The organism is Williamsia sp. z34, from assembly GCF_059553395.1.
In genome coordinates this window covers 307884-321583 of record NZ_JCANWW010000002.1, presented here as the reverse complement: position 1 = coordinate 321583, position 13700 = coordinate 307884, and the positions used below count along the sequence as shown (strand labels likewise).

The following is a 13700-nucleotide window of genomic DNA, read 5'->3' as shown; positions in this document are numbered from 1 at the left end:
CAGACGGGGAAAAACTCCGCCGACTCGTACCACCGGGCTGCGATGACACGTGAGTTACCAGTCTACGGATTCTTCGAGACCGTGAGCCGCAGGGATTGGTTACGACGCGGCCGGCTTCGCGGGACGCAACAGCGCCACCGCCTCCATGTGGTGGGTCAGCGGGAACGCGTCGAAACCGAGCAACGTGTCGACCTCGTATCCGCCACGGCGGTAGTCGCCGAGGTCGCGGGCGAAGGTCGCCGGGTCGCAGCCGACCGCGATGACAGCCGAGGGTCCGGCGGCCGTGATCCGATCGACGACCTCGCGGCCGGCACCGGACCGCGGCGGGTCCACGATCACCACGTCGGGCGACGGCAGATCGGCCATCGACGGCAGGACACTGCCCCGGTGCACCGAGACGCGATGGTCGTCGGCGAAGGTGCGGTCGGCGGCTGCGGTGGCACCGCGGTCGGCCTCGACGATGTGAACGCGGGCGGTACCCCACGACTCGTCGTTCTCGTCCAGGACAGCACCCGCCAGGACACCGGCCCCGCCGTACAGATCCCACGCCACCACCGAACGCGGCAGCTCGGCCGACCTCATCAGGCTTCGGACCGTGGCACTGTATCCGGATGCCGCCAGCCGGTGGGCCTGCCAGAACCCGGTCACGGGCAGCTCCCAGGTGCGGCCGCCGACGGTGCGGCACACGGTCGGCGCCCCGGCCAGCAGTACCTCACGTCGCGCGGTCGAGCGCTGCGCCCGTTGCTGCTGTGTCCGTCGCCGTCCCGACTGTGGCCGTTTGCCGCGTCCCCCGCGATGCGGTTCGGTCGCGGCGGCGATGTGGACCACATGGCGGACACCGTCATCGCCGACGGTCAGCATCAGTTCGGAACCGGGCTCGAGGTCGCCGAACTCGTCGAGGCCATCAACCATCCCGGCAACCGGCTGAGCACAATCCAGGCGCGGGATGACCGAGTGCGATTGGTAGGCCCGCACGCCGGGACGCCCTTGCCCGTCGATGAAGAGGCGTTCCCGCACCCGCCACCCGGTTTCCGGGGCGACCGTGGCCTCGGGGTCGAGGGAGACCACCTCGCCGTCCCACTCGATGCCTGCCATCCGGCCCAGCAGCTCGGAGAGGACCTGCGATTTCAACTCGCGGGCATAGGCGCCCGTTGTATGCGAAAGGTCACAGCAACCCGCTCCGGCACCACCGGCGGACACCGGGGCGCCCACCTGGCAGACCGCTTCGATGCGATGGGGCGATTCCTGGACGATCTCGCGGATCTCCGCACGGCAGAAACCTTTGCCCCGATCCTCGGTGACCACCACCCTCAGCGTTTCGCCCGGCAGGGCGTGGCGGATGAACACCACCCGGCCATCGCGGCGGCCGACTCCGATTCCACCGTGGCCGAAGCGGTCGACGGTGATCTCGAATTCGGTTCCCAACCATCCGTTGCCGGCTTCCTGGGATTCTTGCTGTGGCATTGAGCCGGTCACTACAAACCTGTTTTCTCTGTTGGTGTCGGACCGGCAGGGGGCGAGCCGACACCGCGACGGGTGTCGCCCGGTGCGATGTACGTGCGGTCACGCTTTCGCCGATCCGAGGAACTGAGCTGCCATGGTACCGACGTGACCATCACGCCCGGTTCGAACAGCAGCCGGCCCTTGAGCCGCAGCGCGGACTGGTTGTGCAGGATCTGCTCCCACCAGTGACCGACGACATACTCGGGGATGAAGACGGTCACCACGTCCCGGGGTGATTCCCGCCGCAACCGCCGGACGTACTCGATGACCGGACGGGTCACCTCCCGATACGGCGAGGCGATCACCTTGAGCGGAACGGTGATGTCACTGTCCTCCCACTGCGCCACCAGTTTTCGGGTGTCCCGCTCGTCGACGTTGACCGTGATGGCCTCGAGGGTGTCCGGGCGCGTGGCGCGGGCGAACGCCAGCGCCCGCCGGGTCGGCAGGTGCAGCGTCGAGACCAGGACGATCGAATGGGTCCGGCTCGGCAGCACGGCCTCGTAATCGGAATTGTCCAGTTCGGACTGCACGGACGCGTAGTGCCGGTGGATGAGTTTCATCAGACCGAAGATCGCGACCATTGCCAGGATCGCGATCCAGGCCCCGGCAAGGAACTTCGTGATGAACACGATGATCAGCACCGACCCGGTCATCACCAGTCCGATGCTGTTGATGACCCGCGACCGGATCATCCGGGACCGGGCTCGCGGATCACCTTCGGTCTTGAGGTGCCGGGTCCAGTGCCGCACCATCCCGATCTGACTGAGGGTGAAGGAGACGAAGACGCCGACGATGTAGAGCTGGATGAGTGCGGTCACCTCGGCACCGAAGGCGACGACGAAGGCGATGGCCGCAACGGCCAGGAACAGGATGCCGTTCGAGAAGGCCAACCGATCGCCGCGGGTGTGCAGCTGCCGTGGGAGGTAACGATCCTGTGCGAGCACCGATCCGAGAACCGGGAACCCGTTGAAGGCGGTGTTCGCGGCGAGCACCAGGATCAGTGCGGTGACCACGGTCACGAAGTAGAAACCGGGGCTGAATCCGCCGAACACCGCATGTGCCAGCTGTGCGATGAGTGATTTCTGCTCGTAGTCGGCCGGTGCACCGAGCAGATCCTTGGCCGGATCGGAGACGTACTTCACGCCGATCTCCTTGGCCAGCAGGATGATCCCCATCAGCAAGACGATCGAGATGGTTCCGAGCAGCAGCAGCGTGGTCGCCGCGTTGCGCGACTTGGGCTTCTCGAAGGCCGGCACGCCGTTGGAGATGGCCTCCACCCCGGTCAGCGCCGCACACCCGGACGAAAAGGCGCGTGCGACAAGGAAGACGAAGGCGATCCCGACGAGGTGGTTCTCCTCGGCGACGATCTGGTAATCCGCGGTTTCGGACTCGATGTTGTCCCCGAACACGAAAACGCGCAGGAACCCCCAGATCAGCATCACCACCATGCCGACGATGAAGGCATAAGTGGGAATCGAGAACGCGGTACCCGATTCTCGCAGCCCGCGCAGGTTGATCGACGTCAACAGGATGATCGCGACCACGCAGAACCAGACCTTGTGTTCCTGCACGAAAGGTACCGCCGAGCCGATGTTCTCCGCGGCCGAGGCGATCGAGACCGCAACGGTCAGCACATAATCGACAAGCAGTGCGCTACCGACGGTCAGTCCCGCGGTGGGTCCGAGGTTGGTGGTGGCCACCTCATAGTCGCCACCGCCCGACGGATAGGCGTGCACGTTCTGCCGATAACTCGCCACGACCACCGCCATCACCAGTGCGACCGCGAGTCCGATCCACGGGGTGTAGGTGTACGCCGACAGGCCGGCCACCGAGAGCACCAGGAAGATCTCCTGCGGCGCATAGGCAACCGACGACATCGCGTCGGACGCGAACACCGGGAGCGCGATCCGTTTGGGCAGCAGGGTGTGCCCGAGTTTGTCGCTGCGGAATGGACGCCCGAGCAACAACCGCTTCGCCGCCGTTGAGGCCTTGGACACCGTGGACACCAGGCAACAATAGGGCCTGCGATGACGTAAGGCCACGCCGGTCGCGGTACCGTTCCGGAGAGCATCTGCTCGGGTGAGACCAGCGAGGAGTCGGCATGCGTGTTGTGGTGATGGGATGCGGTCGCGTCGGGGCGTCCCTTGCCGGCCAGTTGCAGGATGCCGGGCACGCGGTCGCGATCATCGACCGAGATCAGACGGCATTTCGCCGCCTGCCCGCAGATTTTGGGGGCACCACCGTCAAGGGTGTCGGCTTCGACCAGGAAGTGCTCCGGCGAGCCGGGATCGAAGGCGCGGACGCGTTCGCCGCGGTGTCGTCGGGAGACAATTCCAACATCATCGCCGCGCGCGTCGCACGCGAGACGTTCAGCGTGCCCAAAGTGGTCGCCCGGATCTATGACGCCAAACGCGCCGCCGTCTACGAACGCCTCGGGATCCCGACCGTCGCCACCGTGCCCTGGACCACCGATCGGTTCATGTCGGCGCTCGGCGGGGCGGACAGCGGCGACGTTGCCTGGACCGAGCCCTCCGGCCAGGTTGCGCTCGTGCAGCTCAGCATCCACGAGTCGTGGGTCGGTACCTCGTTCACGCTGTTCCAGGAACAGACCGGTTCGCGGATCAGCTTCGTCAACCGACTCGGCAAACCACTTCTGCCCGGACCGAAATCCGTTCTCCAGCAAAATGATCAGGTCTTCGTTGCCGCGTTGATCGACAATCTCGACAAGGTCCGTGCCGTGGCGGGAACCCTCGCCCCCGAAGCTGACTGACAAAGATCCCCGCAGACCGAAGGAAGAAATCATGAAGGTCGCGATAGCCGGCGCCGGTGCTGTCGGGCGATCGATCGCCCGTGAGCTGCTCGCCAATTCCCACGAGGTGCTGCTCCTCGAGCGCAACCCCGATCACATCGACGAAGAAGCCGTCGTCGGTGCCCGCTGGATCGGCGGTGATGCCTGCGAACTCGACAACCTCGAACGGGTCGAACTGCACAAGTTCGACGTCGTCATCGCCGCGACGGGCGACGACAAGGCGAATCTGGTGGTGAGTCTCCTCGCGAAAACCGAGTTCGCGGTCCAGCGGGTGGTCGCCCGGGTGAACGATCCCCGCAATGAGTGGCTCTTCGGTGAGGACTGGGGTGTCGACGTGGCGGTGTCCACCCCGCGGATGCTGGCGTCACTGGTCGAAGAGGCGGTCTCGGTCGGAGATCTCGTGCGGTTGATGACGTTCCGGCAGGGTCAGGCCAATCTGGTGGAGATGACCCTGCCCGACAACACTTCACTGGCCGGCAAGCCGGTCCGCAAACTCAACCTGCCGCGCGATGCCGCACTGGTGACCATCCTGCGCGGCGGCCGGGTGATCGTTCCGCAACCCGACGATGCCGTCGAAGGCGGCGACGAACTCGTCTTCATCGTGCCGGCCGAAGCAGAAAGCGAACTGCGGGCCGCCATCATCGAGCCGGCGGCGCCTGCTCGCTAGTCTCGCCGGGGCCGTCGACGTCGGGCGCTGCCGCCGTCGCCTCTTCGTCGACCTCGTTCTTCTGTGCCCAGCGAACCAGGAGCACCGTGGCCAGGGCGGCGGCCGCGGTCAACGGCCAGCCCATCGCGATACGCGCCACGGCCAGGCCACCGGTCTCGTCGTTGTCGTAGAGGAATGACTGCACCAGGTAGCGGATGCCGAACAGGGCCGCCCAGACCGCTGTTGCGATGTCGTAGGCCAGCAGGGTCCGGCGATGGCTGCGCCACTGCGTCCCATTGCCGTTCACGCCGTTCCAGATCACGCCGACCAGGGGCCAGCGGACGAGGATCGAGGCCGCGAACACCCCGGCGTACAACAGCGTCGTCCAGATCCCGAACAGGAAGAACCCCTTGGCGTCACCGGTTCGGTGGGCGATGAACGCACACACCGCAACACCGATGACACCGGAGATGGCTGGTTGGATCGGCTCGCGCCGGGCCAAGCGCAGCACGAAGATCACGAAGGCCACGGCCAGTGCCGCGTAGATCGCGACCGTCAGATTCCACAGCGAATTGGCCGGAACGAACGCGATGATCGGAAGCGACGAATAGATGAGTCCGGAGACGCCACCCATCTGTTCGAGAACGGTCTGGGCCGGCGGTTCGTCGACGTGCGCCGCGTCCTCCCGATGCCCGCCGGGTTCAGCTCTCACCGAGCAACTCGTAGTCGGGGTTGAACATCACCTTGCGGCCGTCGTGTTCGCCCATCCGGCCGCGGACGATCATGGTGCGCCCGGGCTCGATCCCCGGGATGCGATTGCGCCCGATGAACTTGAGCGTGACCACGTCGGTGCCGTCGAAGAACTCCGCTGCCACACCTGATTTCATGGTCTTCGCACAGGTCTGTACCGATCGGAGTTCGCCCTGCATGGTGACCTCGTCACCGGCCGAACAATCACAGGCGCGCTGGGCGCCGGTCTGCTTGGACTGCTCGGAGATCGTCTCGGCGTCGAGCTGCTCGAGGTCTTCGGTGAGTCTGCGGGTGAGGCGCTTGAGATATCCGCCTGCGGTCATGGCGCTACGCACCCTTTCGCCAGTTCAATCGTGCCGCCACATCGCTACTGCATGTGGTCGGCGGGGCTGTTGCTCTCGCCAGGGTAGACCCCGGCACTGCCTAGTTCCACTCGCCGCGGCAAGATCATCACATGCCGCTTTCGACCGTGTCGCAGACCACTGGGTCAAACCCTGATCTGGTGATCGTGGCGTTGCCCGGAACCGGCTCCGACGGGGATTTTGCCGGCCGGGCTTTTGCCTGCCGAACCATCCCGGTGATTGCCGTCGACCCTACGAGCGATGGCCTCATCAGCGGTTATCTCCGCGCCCTCGACAACGCTGCCGCGGCCGGCCACCGAGTGCTGGCGGCCGGGGTGTCGATAGGTGCCTGCGTTGCGGTCCGGTGGGCGCTGCAGAACCCGGACCGATGTGCGGGCGTCTTGGCCGCACTGCCACCCTGGCTCGGAGATCCGGCGACCGCTCCGGCTGCACACAGCGCCCTGCTGACCCGTGATCACCTCGCCCGGACCGGTCTCGATGCCACCATCGAACAGATGACGGTGGGCACTCCCGGCTGGCTGGCCACCGAGCTCGCCCGGTCGTGGCGGGCCACCGCCCCGGTGCTCGATGCGATGCTCGCCGAGGCGGCCGGCCATCACGCGCCGAGCGCCGCGGACATCGCCGGACTGTCGGTGCCGCTGTCGATCACCGCGACCATCGACGACCCGGTCCATCCGTACGAGGTGGCACAGATCTGGCGGGACGCCGCACCGCGAGCGTTGCTGCAGAGCATCACCCTCGACGAGCTCGGCGCCGATCCCGGCGTACTGGGCAGGCGATGCCTGGACGGCTGGCATCAGCTCATCGGGTGAGCGGGCGCACCCTCATCGCTTGGGGCGGTTACCCAGCTGCTGCATTGCCGATCCACGCGAACCGGTGCCCGGGGGCGGGGTCTGTACCTCTTTGTCGGTCGCCTCGGCCGCGGCCGGCTGCGGCTGACCCTGAATCCGGACCGTCGCCTGCGCGGACTGGGCCTGTGCGTTGCTTGCTTGCGGCGCGGGCGCGGCGCCGGCGTCCATCGTCCCTGACTTCACCATCTCCTGTTGCGCGGCGGCCACCTGCTCGGCGAGGACCGGCGGCAGGACGATCGGCAGCGGGGTGCGGGGCGGGTGCGGGTCGTCACCACGACGGACCACGGTCTCGCTGACCACCGCGCGAGCCACTTTCGCCAGGCTCTCGGCACCCGCGCTCGGCGCGCTCGCCACACAACGGATCATCCAGCGCGGGCCGTCGACACCGATGAAGCGGTGCACTCCCCCGGGAACGGTCGCCACGACCTCCCGGCCCCAGAAACCCGTTTCGATGGCCGTCGAAGCGCCCTCGGCCTGCAGTGATTCGGTGAGTTCGCTCACCACATCGCGCCACTGCCCACTCGATTTGGGAGCCGCGAACGCGGCGACGGTGATTCGCCCGTGCGGTGTCACCAGGAACACCGACTGCGGCTGATGGTCCACCGACATCTCGACGGTCACCTGACCACCCTCGACCACCGGGACGAGGACGGAACCGAGATCGAGATGCGAGTTGTCGAATGTCGAGCCGGGGGCCAGGTCATCGATGTCGTACGGCCCCTGGCCGCTGCCGATCACCTTGGGCTCGGCGTTCGTGTCGTGTTCGGGGTTGGGGCGTCCTCGACGGATACCCCGGGATCGTCTTTCGCGTGCCATTTCTCAGCTGCTTTCTGACGCGTTCGCGTTCAACCTCGCGTGACCGCCACTCGAACCGTAACCGCCTGCACCGCGGCTGGTTTCGTCCAACTCGTCGACTTCGACGAAGTCCACGAGTTCGACCCGTTGAACCAGCAACTGCGCGATGCGGTCACCTCGCGCGATGACGATCGGTTCGTGGGGGTCCAGGTTGATGAGGCAGACCTTGATCTCGCCGCGGTAACCCGCATCGACGGTGCCCGGCGTGTTGACGATCGACAGACCGGCGCGCGCGGCGAGTCCCGACCGCGGATGGATCAGACCCACCGTCCCGATCGGCAGGGCGATGGAGATCCCGGTCGGCACCAGTGCCCGCTGCCCGGGCGCGAGCTCGATGTCGATCGCGCTCGACAGGTCGACGCCGGCATCCCCGGGATGCGCCCGCCGGGGCAGTTCGATGCCCGGATCAAGACGCCTGATGGCGACCTGTCCGACGGACTGGACGGCGAGAAATGGTGCGTCGGCAGGGGTGCTGCCAGGATCGGTTGCCACACCGGAAGACTACGCTGGCGCCGTGCCTCCATTTCCATCACCCGACACAGCCGGAGACCCCTCCCAGACCCACGACGGCGGCGGCGGTGAGCGCCGGGGCATCGTCTACGACGAACGCCTGCAAGTACCGCTGTGGTGGTGGCTGGTCGCGGCGATCGTCATCGGGCTGCTCGGCTACGAGATCCAGCTCGCCCTGCATGACACCGCCCTGAGCCCCATTGCCTACATCGTTCTCGTTCCGCTGGCCGGATGGCTGCTCTGGTCGATGGGCCGCACGCGCGTGCGCGTCGCCGACGGCGAATTGTGGGCGGGCAACGCCCATCTCCCGATCAACCTGATCGACCGGGCCGCAGTCATCCCGGCCAGCGCGAAAAGCGCAGCACTCGGACGACAGCTCGATCCGGCCGCATTCCTCGCCCACAAGTTCTGGGTCAAGACCATGGTTCTGCTGGTTCTCGACGACCCCGACGACCCGACGCCGTACTGGCTCGTCAGCACCCGCCACCCGGCCGAGCTGATCGCCGCACTCGGGATGACCGACGCGGCGTCGGATTCGTCCGACTGACCCGAGGTTCAGCGGCGCGGCGATGTGAATGCATTGCCCCGAAAAACACAATCGCGTCGATGATGTCCCCAGGGCCACGGCCCCTGGTGACACCATCGACGCGATGAGTGTCTATCAGTCTGCTGCAGGTGATTACGCGCAGTCGACGCAGATGCGCGAGTTGCCGTTTTCTGTTGCCAACCGACTGCGGTGATACACGAGGAAGCAGCTGGTGCAGGTGAACTCGTCGGCCTGCTTCGGGATGACCCGAACAGACAGCTCCTCGCCTGACAGGTCAGCGCCCGGGAGTTCAAAAGACTCAGCGATGTCGCCTTCGTCCACGTCGACCGAGGCCGCCTGCGCTTCACTGCGACGAGCTTTCAATTCTTCGAGTGAGTCCTCGGACACCTCGTCGGATTCAGTACGCCGGGGCGCATCGTAATCAGTTGCCATATTTCCGCCTTAGGTAGAAGCACCTGCGACCCGAGGTACCCGATGTGAGCAGGTCCCGCGTGTCCCAACAAGCCGCGCACGTCCTCGTCTGCAAAGTCCGCGACAGTGCCCTTTGATCAACAACTCCTCTGTGGGGATTCGTCGCTCAACAGGGCAAGTATATTGTGATGTTCGCCACAGTTCATCGGATGTCCGAGTTTCGGGTTATCCAATCTGAGGCGGCTGAATCCTAGCCCAGCCGCTTCATAGAGTCAACAACACTCCCGAGGCAAAAACATTCCCGGTCGGTCGCTGCCGAGCGGACCGATGGCGACCGTTTAGAGTTTGACTCGCTCGTCCCCATCTGAAGCGGAAGGCACCAGCAGCCCATGGTTTCGCAGATCACCTATGGCTATCCCACCGACGACCATGGTCGCCCGTTCCGTCGGCGGCGATATGCCCCCGCGATCATCCTCGCGGTCGTGTTGGCGCTGATCGCCGTGGTCGTCTGGGTGGGTGCGCTGTCGTCGAGCGGAACCGAGGCCGCACCGGTCGACTGCCCGGCACCGCCGACGCCGTCCGCGACACCCGATACCCCCGCACCGGTCGTCGGCACCCCCGCCGACCGGGAAGAGATGCTCCGGATCTCCCCCGCCGCATTATCCGGGTTCCAGATCAGGGTCCTCAACGCCACCGACGAGCAGGGCAAGGCGCAGACCGTTCTCGATGACCTGACCTCCCTGGGCTTCCAGGGCACCCCCGAAGGCGCCTACGGCGACGATCCGCTCTACCCGGATCGCAATCTGGACTGCTTCGGACAGATCCGTTTCGGGGACGCGGGCAAGGCCGCCGCCGCCGCACTGTGGATCGCCGCGCCCTGTACCCAGCTGATCAACGACGGCCGCCCCGACACCGTCGTCGATCTGGCCATCGGCGAATCCTTCAGCGACAGCAGCCAGAGCCAGGACGCCCTCGCGGTCCTCGACACCCTGCGCAGCGCCAACCCACAGGATCCCAACACCGGTTCCGACCCGACCCTGGTCTCAGCGGTTCACGAAGCATCCTGCTGAACCGGGATCGGCTCCAACGCGCCGATTCCGGCCAGCAACGCCCGCAACTCGGCGGCGATGCCCGGTGCCATCGCCAACGTCACGTCCCCGTCGCTTCCGCGGGATGTGGGGTCGGGGATCTGAACGATCGCACCGGCCTCTTCGGCGATCAATGACCCGGCCGCCCAGTCCCACGGGCTCAGTCCGTGCTCGTAGTGCGCATCGACGGCCCCGGTGGCCACCATGCACAGATCCAGGGCCGCCGAACCGATCCGCCGGATGTCCCGGATCTGCGGCAGGAGCCGGGCGATCAGGGCACCCTGCACTTCGCGACGGGACGCGGCATAACCGAATCCGGTCGCCACCAGAGCCAGGCCCACGTCATCGACGTCGTTGCAGCGCAACCTGACCGGGCCCGACCCCTCGTCGGAAAAGGCACCTTCGCCGCGGGTCGCCGAATAAGTAACACCGCGGGCGACGTCGACCACCGCACCGGCCACGGTCTTGCCGTCGACCTGGGCACCGATCGACACCGAGTAGGCCGGGACGCCGTACAGGAAGTTCACCGTCCCGTCGATCGGATCGACCACCCAGCGCACGCCGTCCGGGACCGCGACCGACCCGCCTTCCTCCTCACCGAGAACGGAGTCGCCCGGACGCCGGACGGCCAGCAACTCCCGGATCAGCGACTCCGATTCGGTGTCGACGATCGTCACCGGGTCGGTATCAGTGCTCTTGGTCGACACGGCTTGCGGCACAGATTCATTCGCGACGCCGATCCCGAAGACCTCGGGTCGCCGGGCGCGGACGTGCCGGGCGGCCTCTTCGGCCACCGCAACGGCAACAACGGTCAGTTCATGTGGATCGAGTTGGGGCACACCTACATGTGAGCACACCGGGCCAAGTCGCCACCGGCCCGGCCCGCGACCACCGCAGATACACAGTTCACTGCCACAACACGCAGAACCCGCGCGGGCTGACTAGCCTGAACAACGGCGGGCCGGCGCAGACCCCGGTCCCGCACCAGTCGACCGAAGGAGCCACATCCCGTGTCCAGTGAATCCGCAGACGGTAGTCCCACTCCCGCGTCCGGCCCGGATCAGGCTCTCGGCGTCGATGTCGGTGGTTCGGGGATCAAGGGCGGCATCGTCGATCTCGAGTCCGGACAGCTCGTCGGCGAGCGATTCAAGGTCCTCACTCCCCAACCGGCCACGCCACAATCCGTCGCCGCCGGGATCCGTCAGGTCGTCGAACACTTCGAATGGACCGGTCCGGTCGGTGTGGCCATCCCCGCCGTGGTGACGGGCGGGACCGCCCGGACCGCCGCGAACATCGACAAGGCCTGGATCGGTACGGACGTCTACAAACTCCTCACCGCCGAACTCGGTGACCGTCCGCTGTCGGTGCTCAACGACGCCGACGCGGCAGGGATGGCCGAGGACCACTACGGCGCGGGCAAGGACTACAAGGGCGTTGTCATGTTGCTGACGTTCGGTACCGGTATCGGTTCGGCGATCATGTACAACGGCGTCCTGATCCCCAACACCGAGCTCGGTCACATGCACGTGGGCAAGAAGGAAGCCGAGCATCAGGCGTCCTCGAAGGTCAAGGAAGACAAAGACCTCTCGTACCCGCAGTGGGCCGAAGAAGTGTCGAAGGTGCTCAGTGCCTACGAGGCACTGTTTTGGCCCGAGGTGTTCATCGCGGGCGGTGGGATCAGCCGCAAAGCGCACAAATGGATTCCACTTCTGACCAATCGGACACCCGTTGTACCGGCGACTTTGCAGAATACGGCGGGAATTGTCGGCGCCGCGATGGCAGTGGTGTCGGGGTTGCGACCCTGAGTGCCGTTACAATGGCACACAGGCTGGCTTCGAGCCGGTTCCCCCAAGCCCCAGCTTCGCCGAGTTCACTCGGCCTGACACTGCCGTCGCGACGCAATTCCCCGCGGCACAGTGTCATGTAGATAGCCCGAAAGGTAGTACGTGGCAGCCACGAAGACCCGCCAAACTGAACCAGATGCCGAGCAGTCGGAATCGGAGTCGGTGACCGCACCGCGGGCACGCAAGGCGCCCGCAAAGAAAGCAGCCGCCAAAAAGGCCCCGGCCAAGAAGGCTGCCAAAAAAGCACCTGCGAAAAAAGCCGGCGCGAAGCGGGGTCCCAAGGACGACGTTGACGGCATCGACGGCGACGGCATCGAGAACGAGGCCTCGATCGACGACATAGACGTCAACGAGGACGAACTCGAAGAGGTCACCGTCGACGATGACGACGATGACGACGACACCACCGTGGTCGCCGTGGTGGCTCCCGGCAAGGCTGCCGCCAAGACCAAGAAGGCCGACGACGAACCGTCCGAGTCCGACAAGGCCTCCGGCGACTTCGTGTGGGACGAGGACGAGTCCGAGGCCCTGCGCCAGGCCCGCAAGGATGCCGAGCTCACCGCCTCAGCCGACTCCGTCCGCGCATACCTCAAGCAGATCGGCAAGGTCGCTCTCCTCAACGCCGAAGAAGAGGTCGAGCTCGCCAAACGCATCGAGGCCGGACTCTTCGCCACCGAGCGGATGCGCCGGCTCGCCGAGGCGGGCGAGAAGCTCACCGTCGCGCAGCGTCGCGACTTGTCATGGGTTTCCCGTGACGGCGGCCGCGCCAAGAACCACCTCCTCGAGGCGAACCTTCGACTCGTCGTCTCGTTGGCCAAGCGCTACACCGGCCGCGGCATGGCCTTCCTCGACCTCATCCAGGAAGGCAACCTCGGTCTGATCCGTGCGGTCGAGAAGTTCGACTACACCAAGGGCTACAAGTTCTCGACGTACGCCACCTGGTGGATCCGTCAGGCGATCACCCGCGCGATGGCCGACCAGGCCCGCACCATCCGTATCCCGGTGCACATGGTCGAGGTCATCAACAAGCTCGGCCGTATCCAGCGTGAGCTGCTCCAGGATCTGGGCCGTGAGCCCACCCCGGAAGAGCTGGCCAAGGAAATGGACATCACGCCGGAGAAGGTGCTGGAAATCCAGCAGTACGCGCGTGAGCCGATCTCGCTCGATCAGACGATCGGTGATGAGGGCGACAGCCAGCTCGGTGACTTCATCGAGGATTCCGAAGCTGTGGTGGCCGTTGACGCGGTCTCGTTCACGCTCCTTCAGGATCAGCTGCAGTCCGTCCTCGAGACGCTGTCCGAGCGTGAGGCCGGCGTTGTCCGGTTACGCTTCGGACTCACCGACGGACAGCCGCGCACCCTCGATGAGATCGGTCAGGTCTACGGCGTGACGCGTGAGCGGATCCGTCAGATCGAATCGAAGACCATGTCGAAGCTGCGGCACCCGTCGCGTTCGCAGGTCCTGCGCGACTACCTCGACTAGTCACGCCCGCACCACGCGCAATGGCCGGATCCCCATGGGGAT

General features: G+C 66.0%; 15 protein-coding genes. 7 read left to right on the top strand and 8 right to left on the bottom strand.

Annotation, left to right across the window (positions count from 1 at the left end):
• Nucleotides 1-99: 99 nt before the first annotated feature.
• Nucleotides 100-1464, bottom strand: a complete 1365-nt coding sequence (locus tag AC51GT_RS05830; protein ID WP_496328167.1) for a class I SAM-dependent RNA methyltransferase — start codon at nt 1462-1464, stop codon at nt 100-102.
• Between the two features lie 11 nt (nt 1465-1475).
• Nucleotides 1476-3509 carry an APC family permease gene (locus tag AC51GT_RS05825; RefSeq protein WP_496328166.1) on the bottom strand — a complete coding sequence of 678 codons (2034 nt, stop codon included), beginning with the start codon at nt 3507-3509 and terminating at the stop codon, nt 1476-1478.
• A gap of 95 nt (nt 3510-3604) precedes the next feature.
• Here AC51GT_RS05825 and AC51GT_RS05820 point away from each other — a divergent pair, with 95 nt between their 5' ends.
• Both AC51GT_RS05820 and AC51GT_RS05815 read left to right on the top strand, forming a co-directional pair.
• Nucleotides 3605-4273: a potassium channel family protein gene (locus tag AC51GT_RS05820; protein WP_496328165.1), complete on the top strand. Its 669-nt coding sequence runs from the start codon at nt 3605-3607 to the stop codon at nt 4271-4273.
• Nucleotides 4274-4304: 31 nt separating this feature from the next.
• On the top strand, nt 4305-4979 hold the full coding sequence (locus AC51GT_RS05815; protein ID WP_496325191.1) for a potassium channel family protein: 675 nt from the start codon (nt 4305-4307) through the stop codon (nt 4977-4979).
• Here the strand turns inward: AC51GT_RS05815 and AC51GT_RS05810 are convergent.
• Together AC51GT_RS05810 and AC51GT_RS05805 are read right to left on the bottom strand one after the other, a co-directional pair.
• Nucleotides 4951-5670, bottom strand: coding sequence for a DUF3159 domain-containing protein (locus AC51GT_RS05810; protein ID WP_496325192.1), 720 nt, complete (start codon nt 5668-5670; stop codon nt 4951-4953). The two genes, AC51GT_RS05815 and AC51GT_RS05810, sit on opposite strands and share 29 nt — an antisense overlap.
• The gene (locus AC51GT_RS05805) at nt 5660-6031 is read right to left on the bottom strand and encodes an OB-fold nucleic acid binding domain-containing protein (protein ID WP_496325193.1); all 372 of its coding nucleotides are present in this window, start codon (nt 6029-6031) and stop codon (nt 5660-5662) included. The genes AC51GT_RS05810 and AC51GT_RS05805 overlap by 11 nt, the downstream gene beginning before the upstream one ends.
• A 131-nt stretch (nt 6032-6162) precedes the next feature.
• Between AC51GT_RS05805 and AC51GT_RS05800 the strand changes: the two genes are divergently transcribed.
• Nucleotides 6163-6882: an alpha/beta fold hydrolase gene (locus AC51GT_RS05800; protein WP_496328164.1), complete on the top strand. Its 720-nt coding sequence runs from the start codon at nt 6163-6165 to the stop codon at nt 6880-6882.
• Between the two features lie 12 nt (nt 6883-6894).
• Here AC51GT_RS05800 and AC51GT_RS05795 read toward each other — a convergent pair whose 3' ends face one another.
• Both AC51GT_RS05795 and dut read right to left on the bottom strand, forming a co-directional pair.
• The gene (locus AC51GT_RS05795; protein ID WP_496325195.1) at nt 6895-7737 is read right to left on the bottom strand and encodes a DUF3710 domain-containing protein; all 843 of its coding nucleotides are present in this window, start codon (nt 7735-7737) and stop codon (nt 6895-6897) included.
• A 3-nt stretch (nt 7738-7740) separates the two neighbouring features.
• Entirely contained in the window at nt 7741-8196 is a 456-nt protein-coding gene (gene dut / locus AC51GT_RS05790) for a dUTP diphosphatase (RefSeq protein WP_496325460.1), read from the bottom strand.
• Nucleotides 8197-8245: 49 nt separating this feature from the next.
• Here dut and AC51GT_RS05785 point away from each other — a divergent pair, with 49 nt between their 5' ends.
• Nucleotides 8246-8833, top strand: a complete 588-nt coding sequence (locus tag AC51GT_RS05785; protein WP_496328163.1) for a DUF3093 domain-containing protein — start codon at nt 8246-8248, stop codon at nt 8831-8833.
• Nucleotides 8834-8965: 132 nt separating this feature from the next.
• Here AC51GT_RS05785 and AC51GT_RS05780 read toward each other — a convergent pair whose 3' ends face one another.
• Nucleotides 8966-9265 (bottom strand): DUF4193 domain-containing protein, encoded by a 300-nt coding sequence (locus tag AC51GT_RS05780; protein ID WP_482139258.1) that lies wholly within the window; start codon nt 9263-9265, stop codon nt 8966-8968.
• 368 nt (nt 9266-9633) lie between these two features.
• On the opposite strand from AC51GT_RS05780, the gene cei reads away from it, so the two are divergent.
• The gene (cei, locus tag AC51GT_RS05775; protein ID WP_496325197.1) at nt 9634-10314 is read left to right on the top strand and encodes an envelope integrity protein Cei; all 681 of its coding nucleotides are present in this window, start codon (nt 9634-9636) and stop codon (nt 10312-10314) included.
• On the opposite strand, the gene AC51GT_RS05770 is transcribed toward cei, so the two are convergent.
• Nucleotides 10296-11171, bottom strand: a complete 876-nt coding sequence (locus AC51GT_RS05770) for an inositol monophosphatase family protein (protein WP_496325198.1) — start codon at nt 11169-11171, stop codon at nt 10296-10298. The two genes, cei and AC51GT_RS05770, sit on opposite strands and share 19 nt — an antisense overlap.
• A 171-nt stretch (nt 11172-11342) precedes the next feature.
• Between AC51GT_RS05770 and ppgK the strand changes: the two genes are divergently transcribed.
• Nucleotides 11343-12137 (top strand): polyphosphate--glucose phosphotransferase, encoded by a 795-nt coding sequence (ppgK, locus tag AC51GT_RS05765; protein WP_496325199.1) that lies wholly within the window; start codon nt 11343-11345, stop codon nt 12135-12137.
• A gap of 141 nt (nt 12138-12278) precedes the next feature.
• The gene (locus AC51GT_RS05760; RefSeq protein WP_496325200.1) at nt 12279-13658 is read left to right on the top strand and encodes an RNA polymerase sigma factor; all 1380 of its coding nucleotides are present in this window, start codon (nt 12279-12281) and stop codon (nt 13656-13658) included.
• Nucleotides 13659-13700: the final 42 nt, after the last annotated feature.